18 protein-coding genes and 1 pseudogene are annotated in these 19,427 nt (G+C 67.6%); 8 read left to right on the top strand and 11 right to left on the bottom strand.

What is annotated here, in order from left to right; translation table 11 throughout:
* Positions 1-939: 939 nt before the first annotated feature.
* The 5 genes from sucD to Amac_RS37990 all read right to left on the bottom strand — a co-directional run bounded on the left by sucD (position 940) and on the right by Amac_RS37990 (position 6,794).
* Positions 940-1,815, bottom strand: coding sequence for a succinate--CoA ligase subunit alpha (gene sucD / locus Amac_RS38010; protein ID WP_155359254.1), 876 nt, complete (start codon positions 1,813-1,815; stop codon positions 940-942).
* Positions 1,815-2,996 (bottom strand): ADP-forming succinate--CoA ligase subunit beta, encoded by a 1,182-nt coding sequence (gene sucC, locus Amac_RS38005; protein ID WP_155359253.1) that lies wholly within the window; start codon positions 2,994-2,996, stop codon positions 1,815-1,817. The genes sucD and sucC overlap by 1 nt, the downstream gene beginning before the upstream one ends.
* A gap of 185 nt (positions 2,997-3,181) precedes the next feature.
* A complete protein-coding gene (gene icmB, locus Amac_RS38000) occupies positions 3,182-3,586 on the bottom strand; it encodes a coenzyme B12-dependent isobutyryl CoA mutase small subunit (protein ID WP_155359252.1) in 405 nt (134 codons plus the stop codon).
* A gap of 115 nt (positions 3,587-3,701) precedes the next feature.
* A complete protein-coding gene (gene pcrA, locus Amac_RS37995) occupies positions 3,702-5,912 on the bottom strand; it encodes a DNA helicase PcrA (RefSeq protein WP_170322860.1) in 2,211 nt (736 codons plus the stop codon).
* A gap of 9 nt (positions 5,913-5,921) precedes the next feature.
* Positions 5,922-6,794: a hypothetical protein gene (locus tag Amac_RS37990; protein WP_155359251.1), complete on the bottom strand. Its 873-nt coding sequence runs from the start codon at positions 6,792-6,794 to the stop codon at positions 5,922-5,924.
* 184 nt (positions 6,795-6,978) lie between these two features.
* Here Amac_RS37990 and Amac_RS37985 point away from each other — a divergent pair, with 184 nt between their 5' ends.
* The 5 genes from Amac_RS37985 (at position 6,979) to Amac_RS37965 (ending at position 11,476) form a co-directional block, all read left to right on the top strand.
* A complete protein-coding gene (locus Amac_RS37985; protein WP_155359250.1) occupies positions 6,979-7,326 on the top strand; it encodes a hypothetical protein in 348 nt (115 codons plus the stop codon).
* Between the two features lie 85 nt (positions 7,327-7,411).
* The gene (locus tag Amac_RS37980; RefSeq protein WP_155359249.1) at positions 7,412-8,320 is read left to right on the top strand and encodes a M23 family metallopeptidase; all 909 of its coding nucleotides are present in this window, start codon (positions 7,412-7,414) and stop codon (positions 8,318-8,320) included.
* Between the two features lie 114 nt (positions 8,321-8,434).
* On the top strand, positions 8,435-9,154 hold the full coding sequence (locus tag Amac_RS37975; protein ID WP_155359248.1) for a PIG-L deacetylase family protein: 720 nt from the start codon (positions 8,435-8,437) through the stop codon (positions 9,152-9,154).
* A 53-nt stretch (positions 9,155-9,207) separates the two neighbouring features.
* Positions 9,208-10,038, top strand: a complete 831-nt coding sequence (locus tag Amac_RS37970) for a class I SAM-dependent methyltransferase (RefSeq protein WP_155359247.1) — start codon at positions 9,208-9,210, stop codon at positions 10,036-10,038.
* Positions 10,039-10,423: 385 nt separating this feature from the next.
* Positions 10,424-11,476: a hypothetical protein gene (locus Amac_RS37965; protein WP_155359246.1), complete on the top strand. Its 1,053-nt coding sequence runs from the start codon at positions 10,424-10,426 to the stop codon at positions 11,474-11,476.
* Between the two features lie 298 nt (positions 11,477-11,774).
* Here the strand turns inward: Amac_RS37965 and Amac_RS37960 are convergent, their stop codons facing one another.
* The 6 genes from Amac_RS37960 to Amac_RS37935 form a co-directional block, all read right to left on the bottom strand.
* Positions 11,775-12,686 (bottom strand): CPBP family intramembrane glutamic endopeptidase, encoded by a 912-nt coding sequence (locus tag Amac_RS37960; protein ID WP_170322859.1) that lies wholly within the window; start codon positions 12,684-12,686, stop codon positions 11,775-11,777.
* A 249-nt stretch (positions 12,687-12,935) separates the two neighbouring features.
* Positions 12,936-13,709 (bottom strand): neutral zinc metallopeptidase, encoded by a 774-nt coding sequence (locus Amac_RS37955; RefSeq protein ID WP_246268980.1) that lies wholly within the window; start codon positions 13,707-13,709, stop codon positions 12,936-12,938.
* Between the two features lie 152 nt (positions 13,710-13,861).
* Complete coding sequence (locus Amac_RS37950; protein WP_155359244.1) at positions 13,862-15,322, bottom strand: glutamate-cysteine ligase family protein; 1,461 nt, start codon at positions 15,320-15,322, stop codon at positions 13,862-13,864.
* A gap of 27 nt (positions 15,323-15,349) precedes the next feature.
* Positions 15,350-15,988 (bottom strand): response regulator, encoded by a 639-nt coding sequence (locus tag Amac_RS37945; RefSeq protein ID WP_155359243.1) that lies wholly within the window; start codon positions 15,986-15,988, stop codon positions 15,350-15,352.
* Positions 15,985-17,169: an ATP-binding protein gene (locus Amac_RS37940; RefSeq protein WP_155359242.1), complete on the bottom strand. Its 1,185-nt coding sequence runs from the start codon at positions 17,167-17,169 to the stop codon at positions 15,985-15,987. The genes Amac_RS37945 and Amac_RS37940 overlap by 4 nt, the downstream gene beginning before the upstream one ends.
* A gap of 62 nt (positions 17,170-17,231) precedes the next feature.
* Positions 17,232-17,708: a hypothetical protein gene (locus tag Amac_RS37935; RefSeq protein WP_155359241.1), complete on the bottom strand. Its 477-nt coding sequence runs from the start codon at positions 17,706-17,708 to the stop codon at positions 17,232-17,234.
* Positions 17,709-17,763: 55 nt separating this feature from the next.
* Here Amac_RS37935 and Amac_RS58160 point away from each other — a divergent pair.
* From Amac_RS58160 to Amac_RS37925, 3 genes and pseudogenes are all read left to right on the top strand, one after another.
* Positions 17,764-17,934 (top strand): annotated as a pseudogene (locus tag Amac_RS58160) (PspC domain-containing protein); the annotation flags it as partial.
* Positions 17,935-17,937: 3 nt separating this feature from the next.
* A complete protein-coding gene (locus Amac_RS37930) occupies positions 17,938-19,164 on the top strand; it encodes a LiaF domain-containing protein (protein ID WP_246268979.1) in 1,227 nt (408 codons plus the stop codon).
* Positions 19,154-19,408 carry a tetraspanin family protein gene (locus Amac_RS37925; RefSeq protein WP_246268978.1) on the top strand — a complete coding sequence of 85 codons (255 nt, stop codon included), beginning with the start codon at positions 19,154-19,156 and terminating at the stop codon, positions 19,406-19,408. The genes Amac_RS37930 and Amac_RS37925 overlap by 11 nt, the downstream gene beginning before the upstream one ends.
* The last annotated feature ends 19 nt before the right edge of the window (positions 19,409-19,427 follow it).

Genomic DNA, 19,427 nt, shown 5'->3' with positions numbered 1-19,427 from the left:
CAAACACCCACAACCCCCACCCCAACCCCGCCCGGGGCATCACAGCCAACCCCGGCACGGCATGGCCCCCACCACCATCGCACCCGACCCCAGCCCCGCCCAGGGAGGTCGCATCCGACTCCGATCTCCCCTGAGGCATCGCACCCAACCCCCAGCCCCGCCCAGGGCATCACACCCGACCCCGGCATGGGCTCCACCAACACCACACCCAACCCCGGCACCGCCCGAGGTGTCGCACCCAACCTCAGCCCCGCCCGGAGTGTCGCATCCGACGCCGACATCGCCCGGGGTATCGCACCCCACTCCGGTCCCGCCCGGGGTGTCACACCCGACCCCCGCATTGCCCGAGGCGTCACATTCGGCTCCGGCCGCGCACCCGACCCGGTGCCCGGCCCCGCCCCGGACCGACCAGGCCCACCCACAGGCAGCCACCGGACAACCGCACCCCACGAGCACAGCCAGACCATCACCACGGGCGAGCAGGCAGTGACCCACAGAAGATCACCAGGGCCCACAGAAGATCATGAGCCGATCGCCATCGCATCGCCGCGAGTTCGAGCACGGCTGTGAACACGGCTGCGAGCACGGCATCCACGGTCCTGTGGACGCGTTCACCGCACAGGGACCGGTCGCTCTCACCGACCCCGACTATGAGGACGCCCCCAGGGCGGGTGGGACAACCCCCGCGCCAAGGCTTTCGTGCGAGTGCCACGGCGTTGGCGGGGCAGGGCGGAGCCCGAGGAAAAACGAAGGGCTGAGCGGGTGGGAGAACCACGCGGATCAAACTGCCGCTTCATTCCGGCGACCACGGCGCTGGCGGGGACGGGCGGAGCCCGAGGGGAACAAACGGGCTGGGTGGGAGTAACCCGGTAAGCCCGGAGGCATAAACGCCCTTGGTGCCGGTGTGGTGAGGACCGGCACCAAGGATTGGTGCGTGAGTCAGCGGGTCTGCATGACCTCGCGCATGAGGCGGGCGGTTTCGCTGGGGGTCTTGCCGACGCGGACACCGACCTTTTCCAGGGCTTCCTTCTTGGCCTGGGCGGTTCCGGCCGAGCCGGAGACGATCGCGCCCGCGTGGCCCATGGTCTTGCCCTCCGGGGCGGTGAAGCCCGCCACGTAGGCCACGACCGGCTTGGAGACGTGCTGCTCGATGTAGGCGGCGGCGCGTTCCTCGGCGTCGCCCCCGATCTCGCCGATCATCACGATGGCGTCGGTGCCCGGGTCCTCCTGGAAGGCCTGGAGCGCGTCGATGTGGGTGGTCCCGATCACCGGGTCGCCCCCGATGCCCACGGCGGTGGAGAAGCCGAAGTCGCGCAGCTCGTACATGAGCTGGTAGGTCAGCGTGCCGGACTTGGAGACCAGGCCGATGCGGCCGGGCGTAGTGATGTCGGCCGGGATGATGCCCGCGTTGGACGCGCCCGGGGAGGCGATTCCCGGGCAGTTCGGGCCGATGATCCGAGTCTTGTTGCCCTTGGACACCGCGTACGCCCAGAACTCGGTCGTGTCGTGGATCGGGACGCCCTCGGTGATCACGACGGCCAGCGGGATGCCCGCGTCGATGGCTTCCCTGACGGCGTCCTTGGTGAACGCCGGCGGCACGAAGATGACGCTGACGTCGGCGCCGGTGGCCGCCATCGCCTCGGCGACCGTGGCGAAGACGGGCAGGCCCTCGTGCACGGTCCCGGCCTTGCGCGGGTTCACCCCGCCGACGACCTTGGCACCGGAGGCGAGCATGCGCAGCGTGTGCTTGGTGCCCTCCGACCCGGTGATGCCCTGCACGATGATCTTGCTGTTCTCGGTGAGCCAGATCGCCATTACGCACCTACCGCAGCGAGTTCGGCGGCCCGCTTGGCCGCCTCGTCCATCGTGTCGACCAGTTCCACGCCGGGCAGCCCGGCGCCCTGCAGGATGTCGCGGCCCAGCGCCGCGTTGTTGCCGTCCAGCCGGACGACCAGCGGCCGGGTCACGTGCTCGCCGCGGTCCCCGAGCAGCTTGAACGCCGACACGATGCCATTGGCGACCGCGTCGCAGGCGGTGATCCCGCCGAACACGTTGACGAACACCGACTTGACCGCCGGGTCGGACAGAATGATCTCCAGCCCGTTCGCCATCACCTCAGCCGACGCGCCACCGCCGATGTCCAGGAAGTTGGCCGGCTTGGGCCGGCCGGAAACCGACTCGCCCGCGTACGCGACGACGTCCAGCGTGGACATGACCAGCCCCGCGCCGTTGCCGATGATCCCGACGGAACCATCCAGCTTGACGTAGTTGAGGTTCTTCTCCTTGGCCCGTGCCTCCAGCGGATCCTCGGCCGCCTTGTCCACGTAGGCTTCGTGCTCCTTCTGGCGGAACTCGGCGTTCTCGTCCAGCGTGACCTTGCCGTCCAGCGCCTTGACCTGCCCGTCGGCGGCCAGAATGAGCGGGTTCACCTCGACCAGGGAGGCGTCCTCGTCCACGAAGACGGCCCAGATCTTCTCGATCAGCGCGGCCGCCCCGTCCAGCGACCGCTCCGGCAGCCCGCCCGCCTTCGCGATCTCGCGGGCCTTCGCCAGGTCCACCCCGGTGATCGGGCTGACCGGGATCTTCGCCACCTTCTCCGGCGCGGTGTGCGCGACCTCTTCGATGTCCATCCCGCCAGCAGCGGAGCAGATCGCGAGGAATGTGCGGTTCGCCCGGTCGAGCAGGAAGGAGAAGTAGTACTCCTCCGCGATATCGCTCGCCTCCTCGATCAGGACCTTGTGGACCGTGTGGCCCTTGATGTCCATCCCGAGGATCTGGCCCGCCTTCTTTTCGGCGTCGGCGGCGTCATCGGCCACCTTCACGCCTCCGGCCTTACCCCGGCCCCCGGTCTTGACCTGGGCCTTGACGACCACACGCCCGGTCAGCTGCTCGGCCGCCGCGCGCGCCTCCTCCGCGGTGTGCGCGACAATTCCGCGCGGCACCGGGATGCCGTACTCCGCGAAGAGCTCCTTCGCCTGATGTTCGAACAGGTCCACGAGGGTCCGTCCCTTTGATGTCGCCTAGATGTCAGCGGCCAGACGGCTTCATCCGGCCTGGCTTTTCCGCGCAAGAAGCCTAGCCCCAGCTCCTGTGTGGCCCTGTCATGGGGTGCGCTTGAACCCTTGCCAAGGCTCTCCGATTACGGCAGGGTCTTACAAACTGCCCAAAACCCTCCAGTTCGCTACCGCGCGGCTTGCGGGATGGCGGCCCGCACCCAGTCGACGATCTCCTCTGTGGTCGCGCCTGGAGTGAAGATCTGGGCCACCCCCAGGCGCTGCAGCTCCGGAATGTCCTCATCCGGAATGATCCCCCCGCCGAACACCACAATGTCCTCCGCGTGCTGCTCGCGAAGCACCTCCAGGACTCGCGCGAAGAGCGTCATATGCGCCCCCGACAGGATCGACAGCCCGATCGCGGCCGCGTCCTCCTGAATCGCGGTCTGCACGATCTGCTCAGGCGTCTGATGCAACCCGGTATAGATGACCTCCATCCCGGCATCCCGCAACGCCCGAGCGACAACCTTCACACCGCGGTCATGACCATCAAGCCCCGGCTTGCCAACAACCACCCGAATCCTGGATTCCATGCCCGCACTGTACATACGGCCACACCCCCACTGCTGGCCTCGCCCACACATACGACCAGCAAGCAGCATCACCCTGACCTACCGGCGACCTAGCCCTCGCTTGATCGCTGTGGGATCACAGCTTTTCGAGTTTGGCGTACGCGAGGATCAAGGTCTTCTGGCCGGAGGAGCCGAAGTCGATTTTGGCGCTGGTTTTGCCGTCCTTGCCCTCTATGGAGATGACGGTGCCGAGGCCGAAGGAGTCGTGGGTGACGCGGTCGCCGGGGTTGAGGTTGGGGATGTTGCGGTCGGAGGGTTTGGCGGGGGAGGTGCGGGCGGTGGCGGCGCGCCAGGCGTTCTTCTTGGGGTCGTTGCGCCAGTCGATCAAGTCTTGGGGGACTTCGCCGAGGAAACGGGAGGCGGGGTTGAAGGAGGGGGCGCCCCAGGAAGTGCGGACGGCCGCGCGGGAGAGGTAGAGGCGCTGTTCGGCTCGGGTGATGCCGACGTAGGCGAGGCGGCGTTCCTCTTCGAGTTCCTTCGGGTCGCTCAGAGAGCGCATGTGCGGGAAGACGCCGTCCTCCAGCGCGGTCAGAAAGACGACCGGGAACTCCAGGCCCTTGGCGGTGTGCAGGGTCATCAGGGTGACCACGCCGCCGTGGTCCTCACCTTCAGGGATCTGGTCGGCGTCGGCGACCAGCGAGACCTGCTCCAGGAAGTCGACCAGCGTGCCCTCCGGATTGGCCCCCTCGAACTCGGCGGCCACCGAGATGAGCTCGTTCAGGTTCTCCAGCCGACTCTCATCCTGCGGATCACCCGAGGTCTCCAGCTCGGTCCGGTAGCCGGTCCCGGCGAGCACCTCTTCGGCCAGATCGGAGAGCGGCAGCTCCTTCGCCCGCAGGTCGTCGAGCATGACGATGAACTCCTTGATCGCGTTCAGCGACCGGGTGGCCAGCGTGGGCGCCTCGTCGGCCCGGCGCAGCGCCTCCCAGAAGCTGATCCGCTCCCGCCCCGCGAACGCCTCGATGGTCGCCTCGGCCCGATCCCCGATCCCCCGCTTGGGCACATTGAGAATGCGACGCAACGACACGGTATCGCCGGGATTCGCCAGCACCCGCAGGTACGCCAGCAGATCCTTGACCTCTTTACGCTCGTAGAACCGAACCCCCCCGACCACCTTGTACGGCAGCCCGGTCCTGATGAAAATCTCCTCGAACACCCGGGACGCCGAGTTGGTCCGGTAGAACACCGCCACCTGCCCCGGCGTGATCTCCTCCTCGTCGTGCAGCCGATCGACCTCCTGCGCGACGAACATCGCCTCATCGTGCTCGTTGTCCGCCACATACGCCACGATCTTGGGCCCGGCACCCTGATCCGACCAGAGATTCTTGGGCTTACGACTGGCGTTCCGGGAGATCACCGCATTCGCGGCGTTCAGAATCGTCTGCGTCGACCGGTAGTTCTGCTCCAGCAGGATCGTCTTGGCCAGCGGATAATCCCGCTCGAACTCCAGGATGTTCCGGATCGTGGCCCCCCGGAACGCGTAGATCGACTGATCCGCGTCCCCGACCACGACCAGCTCGGCGGGCTCCACCGGCTCCCCGTCCACATCCGTGGTCCGCGTCCCCACCAGCTCTTTGACCAGCGTGTACTGCGCGTGGTTGGTGTCCTGATACTCGTCCACCATGACATGCCGGAACCGCCGTCGGTAATGCTCGGCCACATCCGGGAACAGCTGGAACAACGCCACCGTGTTCATGATCAGGTCGTCGAAGTCCATCGCCCCGGCCTCGACGAGCCGCCGCTGATACAGCTTGTACGCCTCCGCGATCTGCTTCTCCAGATGCGTCTGCGCCTTGTCCGCCGCCGTGTCGTAATCGACCAGCTCGTTCTTGAGGTTGCTCACCTGCGCCGAGAACGACCGCGGCGGATACTTCTTCGGATCGAGGTCCAGCTCCCGGCACACCATCGCCATCAGCCGCTGCGAGTCGGCCTGATCATAGATCGAGAAACTGGACGGCAGGTCCAGCCGCTTGGCCTCGCGCCGCAGGATCCGCACGCACGCGCTGTGGAACGTCATCACCCACATCGCCTTGGACCGCGGCCCGACCAGCTTGTCGACCCGGTCCTTCATCTCCTTGGCGGCCTTGTTGGTAAAGGTGATCGCCAGGATCTCCCCCGGATGCACATGCCGCTCCGCCAGCAGATACGCGATGCGATGCGTGAGCACCCGCGTCTTCCCCGACCCGGCCCCCGCGACGATCAGCAGGGGCCCGCCCTGATGAATCACGGCCTCCCGCTGCTGGGGATTGAGGCCGTCTAGCAAGGGATGGGTTACGAGGCTCGACACTCCCCTAGGTTATTGCCGCCGACCGACAACTCGCTGCGCCCCAGCGGAAGACTCCCCCCGAACCCCTTCGATAAAGCCGCATTGGCGGGTAAGGCCGGGATCGGGATCGAGCTCGGTGTCCAGCATGAACCCCGGGACATATCCCCATGCCTCCAGCTCTCGCTTCCCGGCCGAATGATCGCCCTGGGTGTAGTACCAGATGTCGTTTCCGCCCTGATGCCGTTCGCCCTTGGCCCAGCACACGAACCAGCTCGGATTGGACTCCAACTGGCCGACGATGACCCCGGCGCGCGGGAATTCGTACACGTCCGCGCCCGGGGTGTTCGGACATTCGTACAGGCCGCTCCAGGTCTGTCCCTGCCGGGCGTCGGTAATCGTCGTCGCGGTGGGCGCGCATCGGGGCACCGCGTCCCCGGGCGGCGCGGCCGTGTTGACGAACGGCACCTCGGCGGAAGATCGGGTCAACCCCCAGAGCGAACCCGCCAATCCGAAGGCGACGGCGACCACGACCACGCCGATGGGCTGGCGTTGGCGTTGCCGTACCGGACGAGGAGCGGGGGCGGGGGCGGTTTCCTGGTTGGCCAGGGCGGACCAGGCCGCGTGCCAGCGGCGGGTCTGGTCCTGGATCGTCTTCGGGGAGCGTCCGCCGTGGGTCAGGCAGGCCTCGACGAAGCGCAGGGTCGCGGCTTCCGGCGGGCGGCTGAGCGGGTTGCGGCCGATCAGGTTGGAGATCGCCGACGGCGCGAGGCCGGAGTTCTTCGACAAGGTCGCGTATTTGGGGCGACCGCACCACGCGTGTAACTCGCGGAGTTTCTCGGTGAACTCGGGCCAGCCGGCCGCGCCCTCCGGGGTGGGCGGAGGCGGATCGTCACTGACGGCCATGGGACCTCCGTTTCGGCACGGTCATCATGCCGGGCGCGTAACCCAGAATCAACCGATTCTGAACCAAGCCCCCCACCTGGGAGAACGCCGTTCAGAACGGTTCTGGGCGGTTACCCCCTGACGTCCACCGCCCACCGCGTGCTTGATTTCGGTCAACACCCCGACGAGTCACGAGGAGGACTCAATGCGGACAACCGCCCGGCTCGTGCTCATCGCGGCGCTCGCCTTCTGCGCGGCGGCCGTGCTCCCCTCGGCCGCTCAAGCCCTACCCGGCCCGTACGTCACCACGTACGCCGACGCACCCGGACGCCCCCGCCCCTGCCTGAACGACACCCCCACCTGCCGCCCGGTCGGCATCGTCAAGCGAGGCTCACACCTCGTCTACTGCCAGACCACGGGCGCCACCGTCATCCTGGGCGGCTATGTCAGCAATTGGTGGGTCATGACCGACCTCGGCGCGGACCGCGTCTTCATCCCCGCCCTCTATGTCGACAACTGGGACGTGGTCTCCAGGAGCCTCCCCTACTGCTGAACCCCTCCCCAGCACCACCTCTCGTACCAGTCACGCCCCCAAAAATTCACGCTTTGTTGAATTAATCTGGAAGGAAAGAATCCCGATGTCAGCTCTCTCCCTGCTCCGCCGCCCGGCATTCGGCCGGTCCGTCCTGCTCGCGCTCACCCTGGCCGCGGCGGCACTGCCCATCGCCACCCACACGGCAGCCTCCGCCAGCGCCAAGGTCGCCATGGCCGCCCGCCCCGACTTCCAGCTCCCCTTCCCCTGTGGCCAGCAGTGGCGGCTGGACACCTGGGCGCACTCCCCCGCCCTCGACATGGTCAAGGAGCCCAACCAGGTCGGCACCGAGGGCGCGCCGTTCGTGGCCGCCGCCGCCGGCCGGGTCGTGCAGTCGTTCTTCCACTCCAACGCCGGCAACATGATCCAGATCGACCACGGCGGCGGCTGGTTCACCACCGGCATCCACCTCCAGTCACGGGCCGTCGGCGTCGGCGCCGTCGTCTCCAAGGGCCAGGTCATCGGCGCCGTCGGGCGAACCGGGCCGACTTCCAACAACCACCCGCACCTCCACTTCGAGCAGGCCTTCGACAGCAACGGCGACGGCGTGGCCAGCTGGGGCGCGGCGGGCACCGAGCGGGTCTCCCAGGTGTTCAACGGCGCCACCTACGGCACCGCCAACAACCAGACCTACCGCAACGTGAACAGCTGCGGCGGCACCCAGCCCCCGCCCCCGCCGGCCAAGTACTACGTCGACACCTTCGCCGCCGCCCCCGGCTACTCCACCCCCGGCGGCACCCGCACCGGCACCCTGAACGCGGGCACCAACTACGTGTTCTGCAAGGTCTGGGGCCCGATCGTGCAGGTCGGCAGCGCCTACAACCACTGGTGGCTGAAGACCGACCTGGACAGCGGCAGCCCCTGGCAGAACCAGTACGTCTCCGCCTACTACCTGACCCGCTGGGGCAACGACGAGGCCAAGGACAACAACGGCGTCGTCATCCGCGACTGCTAGACCCCTTTCCTCCTGGTACGGCTTCCGCCCGCGTGGCGGGAGCCGTACCGGCATGAGAAGGAATTACCGCCGGGCCTGGCGAGTTGGCGCTGGAGACTCAAGGAGGAAACGCCCGTGTTGGATCCAGCGGACATCGGCAAGGTTCTGGTCGTCACCGCGCACCCGGACGACATCGACTTCGGCGGCGCCGGGACGATCGCGGCCTTCGTCGATCGCGGCGTGGAGGTGGTGTATCTGCTGGCCACGTCCGGCGACGCGGGCGGTTTCGACCGTACGGTGGGCGCCGAGCACATGGCCGAGATCCGGCACGCCGAGCAGGTCGCGGCGGCCAAGCAGGTGGGCGTCACCGACGTCCGCAACCTCGGCTACCCGGACGGAATGCTCGAACCCACCCTGGCCCTGCGCCGCGACATCGCCCGCGTCATCCGCCAGGTACGGCCCGACCTCGTCATCACCTCCACCCCCGAACGCAACTACGCCCGGATCGGCCCCAGCCACCCCGACCATCGCGCGGTCGGCGGCGCGACCCTGGACGCGGTGTATCCGGACGCCCGCAATCCGTACGCGTTCCCCGAGCTCCTCAACGACGAGGGCCTGGAAGCTTGGACCGTCCGCGAGGTGTGGCTGATCGGCTCCCCGTCACCGAACCACTATGTGGACATCACGACCACGGTCGATCGCAAAATCGCCGCCCTCCGGGCCCATGAGACCCAGACCGGTCACATGCCCGACCTGGAGAAGATGGTGAAGACATTCCTGGCAAACAACGCGATCCAGGCGGGCCTGCCCGACGGATCGTTCGCGGAGGCGTTCCAGGTGGTGCCGACCGGCTGAGGTCCCGCCGGATGCGGGCTGGAAATGTCGGTGCGGGAGCGTAGGGTCGCGACGTGAGCGAAGAGGCGAAGGCGTATCTCGCGGGGGTCTTCGACCGTGCGGCGCCCGATTATGAGCAGGTCGGGGTGGACTTTTTCGACCCTGTGGGGGTACGGCTCGGGCAGCACGCGCAACCCGGCGAGCGCGTGCTCGACGTCGGCTGCGGCCGGGGCGCGAGCCTGTTCCCGGCGGCCGAACGTGTCGGACCCGAAGGTTTCGTGCACGGCATCGACCTGGCGCCCGGCATGGTCCGCGAGGCCAGTCGCGACATTCAACGAAGAGGCGTGAGCAACGCCAGGGTCACCATCGGCGACGCCGAATCCCTCGACTTCCCCGACGCCTCCTTCGACGCCGTCCAAAGCGGCCTGGTCCTCTTCTTCGTCCCCGACATGCCCCAAGCCGCCGCTGAAATCGCCCGCGTCCTCCGCCCAGGCGGACGCCTCGCCCTAGCCACCTTCGCCGAAGACCGCGAAGAAGACAAAGCCCTCCAAGCCACCCTCCGCAACCTCCTCACCCCCTACCTCCCCCCACCCCCAGCCACCTCCACCAACCAGCCCACCCCCTCCGAACGCCTCCGCACCGTCGCCTCCCTCCACGACCTCCTCAAAGACTTCACCACCATCGAATGCACCGACCACCTCCAGGAGATCCTCTTCCCCACCCCCGAGCACTACTGGTCCTGGCTCTGGTCAGCCGGCATGCGCGGCATGATGGAATCCATCCCTGAATCCACCCTCCCCGAGGCCCACCACACCTTCACCCGAGGCCTCCACTCCCTAACCACCCCCAACGGCACCCTCACCTACACCATGCCCCTCCGCTTCACCACCGCCATCCGCCCGTAGCTCCCCAGTGCGCTCTCTGAACATCGATCGCGGCCTCGGCGAAAGTGGCCGGTGATACGACGAGGGCCATGGAGCGGCGTTCCGCCTGGGCCAGTTCGCCGGCGTGCACGCGGATGGACTCCTCGTCGTCACCCGCCACGAGATGTGCCAGGGCTTCCTTTGTTATTCATGCGCGAGAATCCGCCTGTCGGCCCGCCCCCGCCGTCCTGCCCTGTCCACGCCTACCTCGCGGGCAAGGCGTGCGTACGCCCGATGCCTGGCGCGCTCATCAAGATCGAGCTTCCTGGTTTCGTCATTCCTGCGACTACGGAGGAACCACAGCGCGACAGTACGTTTCCACGGCAGCGAGTTCTTATCTACCTCAACAGTTGAATGGCCTACTCAGATGAATCTCGACAGTGCCGTCGCCTACTACACGGACCTCATCCAGTCCGACGCGCCGTTCGGGGAAGCGCTGGCCTGGACGGTCATTCGTCCTCTCGGCGACCCGGTGCCCCTCACGACCGCCGCGATACGGCTGATCGGCGGCGGGCATCCGGAGCTGGTGGAGTCTGACGAGGAGTTCACCGAGGAAGCGGTGTTCCTGGAGGGCAAGGCTGTCTACCTGGGGCAGACCGGCACAGCGACCATGCTGCTCGAACCCGGCGGGTTCAGCTACGCCGGCAGGCCCCAGGTCATGGCGTGGCTCAGCCAGGACGCCCAGGTCTGGCACCTGTCGTGGAACCTCGCCGGCACGAGAGGCCTGGAGTACGCGGCGCATGGGCAGTGGCTGGCCCGGATCCCCACACTGATCCCGGACATGCTGCATGGTGCCGATCCCGCCGCGCTGGAGGAGGAAGCGGCCGCGCTGCAAGAGGTCGCCGACGCTCCGTGGCCGGCCAAGCAGGCCACCGCGATGGCGATCATTGAAGCGCGCACCGGCGCGCGCCTGCCCATGGACTGGTTCGACCAGCCTCGCCCGGTGGCGATCATTGATCCACTGGTCAGCGTGGAATGCCCGCCGATCGGCTTGTGGCATTACGAGCCAGATCTACACGCCAGACTCCACCTGGTGTCCCAGGAACACCGGCGGGCGAGCCTGTTGCGGGTGGTCGATCTCCTGGTCGAAAGTTTCGACCTCGGCCTGCCCTCGATCACCCGGGCGGTGCGGGCGGCACACGGCGGCGAGGCGCTTGGCGTCGATCTGCTGGAGGGGGTGCGGGAGGAGTGGGAGAGCCTCGGCGAACGCTGGGCCGGACGAGGCTACGCCGTTCAGGAGGAGAACGAGGACGCCTGGCGGCGGTGGGTCGCAGCCAACGCCATCCGCCACAGCCTGCGTTCACTCGACGACGGGGCAAACCACCTCGACGGTCTCACCTATGCCCGGTTCGCCCTGTCCGACGGATGGCACGACATCAGAGCCGGCATTCGCCAGATGATCCGTGACGCAAGTAGTTGAGCCCGCATTCGTGACGCCACGTCCTGTAACGGATTGGCGCAGGAGGCGGCACTAGTCTCAATGTTTCGTGATGTTGCATTTCGGTCGCCGGTCAGCCCGGCCTTCGCGTCGGGCGGGTCACGTCCAGCGAGGCCCGTTCGGTTCTCCTTCCTGGGGTTGTCGGCGGGTCAGGGTGCGGGCGGGGTCTGCAGGTGGATGATCGCGGCGGTGATCAGGCGACCCATCGCCGTCGCCCGACCAGGCGGAGCCAGTTCGCACGGGTGTCCACAGTCCTGCCGTCAAACGTTGCGCGTGCTGTCTAGGACTCCGACCGGGCGTCGATGCGCCGGGCAAGCCGGGCTGCCGCGTATCCGAATGAGTTCGTAGCGATGTGGACCAACGCGGGCGCCAACAGCCCGCCTCTTCGTCGCAGCCCCAAGAAGAGGCCCCCGACCATAGCTGTGGCAACTACTGTCCCGATGACCAGGCGCGCGAGATCGGCCCTGCTCTTTCCCTCATCGGCTGTGCTCGGAATCTGCCCAGCGCCCTCTTCCCCGTCCACATTGACCGCATTCGGGACCTGCCCCTCGCCCTGGTCCCTGGAGTCGTTGACTGCATTTGGCACGTGCGTCCAGTCCTCCTTCCCCTCCGCGCGTGAGGCGTGTGGTCCTCGATCTGCATTGGATGGGCTGAGGTCAGGGGTCGGATCGAGGCCGGCTGCGGCCAGGCGGGTGAGAGAAGGGTTGGCGCGGGCCATATCGAGGGCGGGGAGAATGTGCCAGAGGCCGAAAAGGGCGGATGAGATGGCAGCCGTTGTTCTCGCTCGTGTCGTACGGGACAGCAGAGCGGGGAGAACGCCTCGGAAGGCGACTTCCTCCAGCATGACCGTGCCGACCGGAACCTGAAGCAGGGCCTCCTCCAGGAGACGACTACGAGAAAGGGCGAGCGCACGTTCGTCCCGGAACAAGGACCGCGTTCGAGGCAGGCCGATTCCAGCCGCATAGGTGACGGCGACTGCTACCGCCAGCCCGCCGCCCAGCGCCGCGCCTTCCTTCCAGCGTTCGAACCCGAGTTCTTCACCCCGCACCCCTTCCCGGAGCGCAATCCCCAGAAGCGCCCCCGTGGCCAACGCCGAGGTCGCCGGGGCCCAACGCTTGGCAACGACGTTGTTCATCACGTTCGCGCCAGCCAGCACCCCGCAGCACACCGCGACAGCCTTCAATCCCGCCATCGAACTTCCTCCCGCCATATCCACGACGTTAGCCCGGTGCAGTGATCACAGGTCAGGCGTCAGGAAAGGCATCGTCATAGGAACGAGCGAGCAACCCACAACTGACTCCGCGTCAGCGCGGTACGCATCAAGGACGGCTCCGCCACCACGTGAGCCGCACGCAACCGACTCCGCGTCAGTCAGCAGGTCGTGGAGGTTTGCGTGTAGTGGAGGGGTCAGCCCGGGGTGAGGGATTGGCACGTGGTGGGGTCAGCAGGCGGAGACGCCTTGTTGGTAGCCGTTGACGAAGGCGGAGATGCGTTGTTCGGCGGTGCCGTGGGCGCCGGGTTCCCACCAGGCGTCGGTGGGGTCGCCGGCGGCTATCAAGTTGTTCATGACTTCGGAATCGTCGCCGGGGTCGGCTTTGAGTTGCTGGGCTTGGATGAGGGCGCCGAGGGTGCCGCCGGCGTAGCAGTCGGCTTGGAGTTCGCGTTCTTTGCTGAAGTTGAAATTCTGGACGAGTTGGGCTTGTACGGCGTGGCCGAATTCATGAGGGATCACGACATATACGGCGGCGTCGCCGAGTTGCTGGTATAGGCCTTGCAGCCAGTTCGCGTCGAAGGCGATGAAGTGTCCGTCGGAGCAGTAGAACGCGTTGTTTGGGACGGAAGGCTCGCCACCGCAGGTGGGACCGTCAGTACCGTTATAGGGGACGAAATCCCGGACGGGCTCGTAGGTTCCCCCGCTCGCCTGGAACTGGCGGACCCAGAAGTTCTCGGTCAGGCAGCGGGCCAGCCGGACATCGCTGGCGAATGTGTCACCGGCCTCATCACATCCCGAGGACTCGCCCGCCGCGTTGGGGTCACTGGAGGCGCCGGATTCCGATCCCGCGCTGGGATCGGTCTCGCCTGACGCGGGCGCGGTCCAGGTCTCGGCCCGGTTCGCCGACCCCGGCGAATCGGCCCCAGTGACGGCTCCGCATGCGGAGACTGGCAGAACAGCACACGCCGCGACGATGACAGCAGCAACTCTTCGAGCGAACACCCCTTAATCGTGGCCCGAACACGCCCGTCAAATCAGCCAAAATGACGACATCTCCATCACCACCGCGTAACAGACCAACGAGTTACGTGGGCCAAGTGCGGACAGGCTCGTCAGTGTGCATCTCCACCACCACCGAATAACCGGCCAACAAGTTACGTGGGCCAGGTGTGGACGGGTTCGTTGGTGTGCATGTGGGTGGTGTAGTGGAGGGTCATTTGGCGGAGGGCTTCGTGGTCGGCGCCGAGGGTGTGGAAGGTTTGGGATTGCCAGGTGGCGCCGGTGGTGTGGGTGAGGCAGCGTTGTTCGATGATGCCGAGGAGGCGGTCGCGGTAGGCGGGGGCCACGCCCCATTTGTCGAGGCCCTCGTGCGCTAGGGGAAGTAGGCGGCGGAGGATGAGTTCGGAGGCGGGGACTTCGCCTAGGCCGGGCCAGTAGAGGCGGGCGTCCAGGCCGTGGCGGGCGGCGGTGCGGAGGTTGTCTTCGGCGGCGGCGAAGGACATCTGCGTCCAGACCGGGCGTTCCGCGTAGGGGAGGACGCGCATCAGGCCGTAGTAGAAGGCGGCGTTGGCGGCGATGTCGACGACGGTGGGACCGGCGGGCAGGACGCGGTTCTCGACGCGGATGTGCGGGAGGCCGTCGGCGACGGCGTAGACGGGGCGGTTCCAGCGGTAGACCGTGCCGTTGTGGAGGGAAAGTTCGCCCATGGTGGGCGTGCCGCCGCTGTCGAGTACCTCGCGGGGGTCCTCGTCCTCGCACATGGGCAACAATGCCGGGAAGTAACGAACGTTCTCCTCGAACAGATCGAAAACCGAGGTGATCCAGCGTTCCCCGAACCACACTCGGGGGCGTACGCCCTGGGCTTTGAGTTCTTCCGGCCGAGTGTCGGTGGCCTGTTCGAAGAGGCTGATGCGGGTTTCGCGCCAGAGTTCCTTGCCGAACAGGAACGGGGAGTTGGCGGCCACCGCGACCTGGGCGCCGGCGATGGCCTGGGCGGCGTTCCAGTGGGCGGCGAAGGCGGGCGGGGTGACCTGCAGGTGGAGTTGCACGCTCGTGCAGGCCGCTTCGGGGGTGATGCTGTCGGCGTAGGTGTCGAGGTGTTCGACGCCTTCGATGTCGATGTGCAGGTCCTCGCCCCGGGCGGCGAAGATCTGCTCGTTGAGCAGTTTGTAGCGGGGGTTGGCGGAGAGCGACGCCTCGTTGACGTCTGATTCGCGGAGGGTCGGGAGGATTCCGACCAGGACCATATGGCCGCCGACGGTCTCGGCCCGCTCCTCGGCGTGGTTGAGCTTGTCGCGAACCGACTGTTCGAGGGCGAAAAGCCCGTCCTCGGAGAGATCCTGGGGCGCCACGTTTATCTCGACGTTGAACTGGCCGAGTTCGGTCGCCCAGTCGGGCTCCGCGATCGCGGCGAGCACCTCGGCGTTCTTCATCGCGGGCTCGCCGCGCTCGTCGACCAGGTTGAGCTCGATCTCCAAGCCTGCCAGCGGCCGGTCGGCCTCGAACCGCGACTCCCGCAACATCTGGGCGAGCACGTCCAGCGACCGCCGAATCTTGTCGCGATATATCCGGCGGTCTTCCCGGCTGAACGTTATGGCAGGTACGTCACGTCCCATCTTTGAAGCGTCGCACGCGCGTCCGAATCAGACCAGGCGACGGGCGGTGGCCCAGCGAGAGAGTTCGTGCCGGTTGGAGAGCTGGAGCTTGCGCAGCACCGACGACACGTGCGTCTCGACCGTCTTCACCGAGATGAACAGCTCTTTGGCGATCTCCTTGTACGCGTATCCGCGCGCGATCAGCCGGAGCACCTCGCGCTCGCGGGTGGTCAGCGAGTCGAGTTCGGGGTCGATCGGCGGGGCCTCGGTGGAGGCGAAGGCGTCCAGGACGAACCCGGCCAGCCGGGGGGAGAAGACCGCGTCGCCCTCGGCCACCCGGTTGACCGCGTCGGTCAGCTCGGTGCCGTTGATCGTCTTGGTCACGTAGCCGCGGGCGCCGCCGCGGATCACACCGATGACGTCCTCGGCCGCGTCGGAGACCGACAGGGCGAGGAAACGCACCTGGGACCCCGCCCCGAGCACCCGCCGGAGCACCTCCTGGCCGCCGCCGCCCGGCATGTGCACGTCCAGCAGGACGACGTCGGGTTCGAGTTCGGCGATCGTGCGCACGGCCGTCTCCACGTCCTCGGCCTCGCCGACGACCTGGATGGACGGCCCCAGTTCGGCGCGTACCCCGGACCGGAACAGCCGGTGGTCGTCCACGATCAGCACACGTACGGTCTTCATGGGGTCCTCTTCATCGTCAGCATGATCTCCGTGCCTTCGCCGGGCGCGGTCTTCACCCGGGCGCTTCCGCCGTTGCGTTCCATCCGGCCGATGATGGACTGGCGGATGCCCATCCGATCCTCCGGTACGTCGTCGAGGGTGAAGCCCTTGCCGCGGTCCCTGACGAACAACGTCACCTCGTCGGGTTCGATCTCCAGGTAGACCGACACGACCGGGGATTCAGAATATTTCGCCGCGTTCACCATCGCCTGCCTGGCGGCGTGGAGCAAGGCCGAGAGGCTTTCGTCGAGTTCGCAGTCGCCGACGCAGACGATCTCGATGGGCACGCCGTGCGCGTCCTCCTCCTCGGCCGCCACCCGCCGGACCGCCGCCGCGAGCGTCGCGTCAGCGTCCTGTTTGGGCTGGTAGAGCCAGTTGCGCAGCTCGCGTTCCTGGGATCGGGCCAGCCGGGTGACCTCGCGCGGGTCGTTGGCGTTGCGCTGGATCAGGGTGAGGGTGTGCAGCACCGAGTCGTGCACGTGCGCGGCCACCTCGGCCCGTTCCTCCTGCCTGATGCGCTCGGTGCGCTCCCGCTGGAGCTCCTTCCACAGGCTGGCCAGCCAGGGCGCGGCGATCAGGCCGATGCCGCCGACCACGACCGCGGTGAACATCAGGCCGGTGCTGGCCTGAGCGAGCTGGTCCTGGGCGACCAGGAAGCCGATCGCGCCGACCACGACCAGCAGCAGGCCGACGCCGGCGCGCACCCAGGTTTGCCTGACCTGGCCGACGGTGCTGTTCATCCAGCGCTGGCGGCTGGCGGGGTCGGCCTGCTGCCAGAGGATCAGGGAGCCGATGCCGCCGATCGCGATCGGCCAGGTGGCGACTCCGCCCGCTGCGGCTCCGCTGAGCAGGCCGATGGCGGCAAGCACGAAGGCGACCAGGCTGTAGGCGGCCACCTGTCCCCAGTCGCGGCCCCGGTCCACGCGTTCGGAGGGCTCTCGGGGGGTGAACATCCAGAGGGCGGCGTACGCCACGATGCCCAGGCCGTCCAGGACGGTGAGCAGCACGAAGGCGAGCCGCAGCACAACGGGGTCCAGCCGTAACTGGTCGGCCGCCCCCTGCGCGACTCCCGCCACCACACGCCCGGACATGGGCCTGGTCAGCTTGGGAAACGCCGGTGTGGCGTCAGGAATCTCAGACATCGCCTCTGCATCGTCACATCTCGCACCAGAGTATGCATCAGGGCACGTCCCTGAGACCGAGTTCAGGGGTTCCCCCGATGGCAGCAACCCACCCGCAACGGCCACGATGGGACCATGACCGAAGCACCCTCGTCCGGGCCGAACCCAAAAGACCCGAACGCGGCGACCCCACATATCGCCACACCCCACACTGAAACGCCTGACACCGACACCGGCGTCGGTGAAGTGGGGGTGTCCGGCACGGAGTCGATCGCGGGCTCCGCCGCGGACTCGGTCGCGCCGCCAGCCGGGGGAACTGGCACGACATCCGCCACCGAATCGGTCTCGCGGCTTATCGGCGAATCCGCCACGGAATCGACCTCCCGGCCCACCCACGAAACTGACGCGAACCCCGCCACCGAATCGATCTCACAGCCTGCCAGCGAATCCGCCACAAAATCGACCTCCCGGCCCACCCACGAAACTGACGCGAACTCCACCACCGAATCGGCCTCGCAGCCTGCCAGCGAATCCGCCACAAAATCGACCTCCCGGCCCACCCACGAAGCTGACGCGAACCCCGCCACCGAATCGATCTCACAGGCTGGTGGGGCGATGGAGGCGCCGCGGTTTTTGCAGCGGAGCAGGGATGGGCGGATGTTGACGGGGGTGTGTGCGGGGCTTGGGCGGTTTTCCGGGATGGATCCGGTTTTGTTCCGGGTCGGGTTCGCGGTGTTGGTGCTCGGGTCGGGTATTGGGATTTTTCTGTATATCGCGGCGTTCTTGTTGATGCGTGAGCCCGATGGGCGTCCGGGCTACATGGAGCAGTGGACGCGGCGGATCTTCGATGCGGAGACGGTGCTCGCGCTGCTCACGGCGGTGTTCGCGTTTGGGCTGATCATCAATGTGGCTTCCGGCGGGATCGGCCGGGGGACCATCGTGGTCGGCACGCTGCTGGCGATCGCGCTGCTGGCCGCCCACGCGCGCGGCGTCGATCTGCTGGCCATGGCCAGGTCCATCCCGGAACGCATGACCGGCCGCCGCGGCATGACCCGCGCCCCGGAAAGCGCCTTCGCCCGCCCGTTCGCCCCCTCGCCGTACGCGATGCCGGAGCCCGCGATGCCTCCCTCGCCCGGCCCGTACGGCTCCCCGCCCCCATACGTCGCACCACGCCAGACAGGCGGATACCGGAGATTGTCCGACCTGGCGCGCGAAGCCCGCAGCGCCACGTTCGCCCCTCCGGCAGCCCCCCAGACCACCCCGCAAGCCGCTCCCCCGACGGCCCCGCGACCCACCCCCCGGCCGTACAACGCGGGAGAGCCGTTCGCCCCGCGCGGGCCGTACGCACCGAAAATGCCGGAGCGGGTCCAGCCGAGGCCGCCGAAGGTCAAGCAGAAGCGGCCCAAGTCATTCATCGGCGGACTCACCATCTGCCTGGCTCTCATCGTTGGAGGGATCATGGTCGCGGTCCAGCAGTCCGGGACCGGTTCGATCAGTCTGCCGGTCGTCGGCGGGGCCGTTCTGGTCACGATCGGCGCGGGCCTGCTCGTGGCCACCTGGTTCGGCCGGGGCGCGGCCCTGGTCGCGGCGGGCACGATCGTGTCGCTGGTGCTGGTCGCCGGATCGAGTGTGAGCGGCATCCCGCGGAAGGTCGGCAGTTACAACTGGCATCCGGTGGACATCACGCAGGCGAGCCGGACGTACACGGTGGGCATCGGGGAGGGCCGGCTGGATCTGAGCGATCTCAAGCTGGCGCCCGGCGGCAGGACCAGGTTCGACGCCACCATCTCGGTCGGGCAGCTGATCGTGTTGCTGCCGGCGACCGCGCGGGTGGAGGTGTTCGCCTACACCCGGCTCGGCGATATCAAGATCGACCACAAGGTGGACAACGGCGCGGACGTGACCGTCAACCGGGTCCTGGAGCCGGAGGTTCCCCCGGCCGACGGCGACGCCTCCACGATCGAGCTGCACGTCAAGGCGGGGGTCGGCGACGTGGAGGTGCGCCGTGCCGCCTAAGGATCCCGGCGAGGAGACCAACGTGTGGGCCTCGCCGCAGCCGGTTGAAGTCGACAAGCCGCAGCGCCGGGTGCACCGGACCGACTGGCTCGCCCTGCTCTGCGGCCTGCTGTTCATCGGGTTCGGCATCCGCTACCTGATCCCGCCGAGCCCGGATCCCGTGCTCATGGTGCCCATCCTGCTGATCGGCCTGGGTTTCGCCGGTTTCATCGGGATTCTCAGCAAAGCCATCCGTAAGCGGTAAGTCATGTGATCGGCTAAGC

This window comes from Acrocarpospora macrocephala, assembly GCF_009687865.1.
GTDB lineage: Bacteria > Actinomycetota > Actinomycetes > Streptosporangiales > Streptosporangiaceae > Acrocarpospora > Acrocarpospora macrocephala.
This window is presented reverse-complemented; position numbering and strand designations above follow the sequence as displayed.

Coding starts and splice junctions, on each gene's coding strand:
- sucD (WP_155359254.1), bottom strand. CDS start 1,815: ATGGCGATCTGGCTCACCGAGAACAGCAAGATCATCGTGCAGGGCATC.
- icmB (WP_155359252.1), bottom strand. CDS start 3,586: ATGGAATCCAGGATTCGGGTGGTTGTTGGCAAGCCGGGGCTTGATGGT.
- Amac_RS37990 (WP_155359251.1), bottom strand. CDS start 6,794: ATGGCCGTCAGTGACGATCCGCCTCCGCCCACCCCGGAGGGCGCGGCC.
- Amac_RS37985 (WP_155359250.1), top strand. CDS start 6,979: ATGCGGACAACCGCCCGGCTCGTGCTCATCGCGGCGCTCGCCTTCTGC.
- Amac_RS37980 (WP_155359249.1), top strand. CDS start 7,412: ATGTCAGCTCTCTCCCTGCTCCGCCGCCCGGCATTCGGCCGGTCCGTC.
- Amac_RS37965 (WP_155359246.1), top strand. CDS start 10,424: ATGAATCTCGACAGTGCCGTCGCCTACTACACGGACCTCATCCAGTCC.
- Amac_RS37960 (WP_170322859.1), bottom strand. CDS start 12,686: ATGGCGGGATTGAAGGCTGTCGCGGTGTGCTGCGGGGTGCTGGCTGGC.
- Amac_RS37950 (WP_155359244.1), bottom strand. CDS start 15,322: ATGGGACGTGACGTACCTGCCATAACGTTCAGCCGGGAAGACCGCCGG.
- Amac_RS37945 (WP_155359243.1), bottom strand. CDS start 15,988: ATGAAGACCGTACGTGTGCTGATCGTGGACGACCACCGGCTGTTCCGG.
- Amac_RS37940 (WP_155359242.1), bottom strand. CDS start 17,169: ATGTCTGAGATTCCTGACGCCACACCGGCGTTTCCCAAGCTGACCAGG.
- Amac_RS37930 (WP_246268979.1), top strand. CDS start 17,938: ATGCGTGAGCCCGATGGGCGTCCGGGCTACATGGAGCAGTGGACGCGG.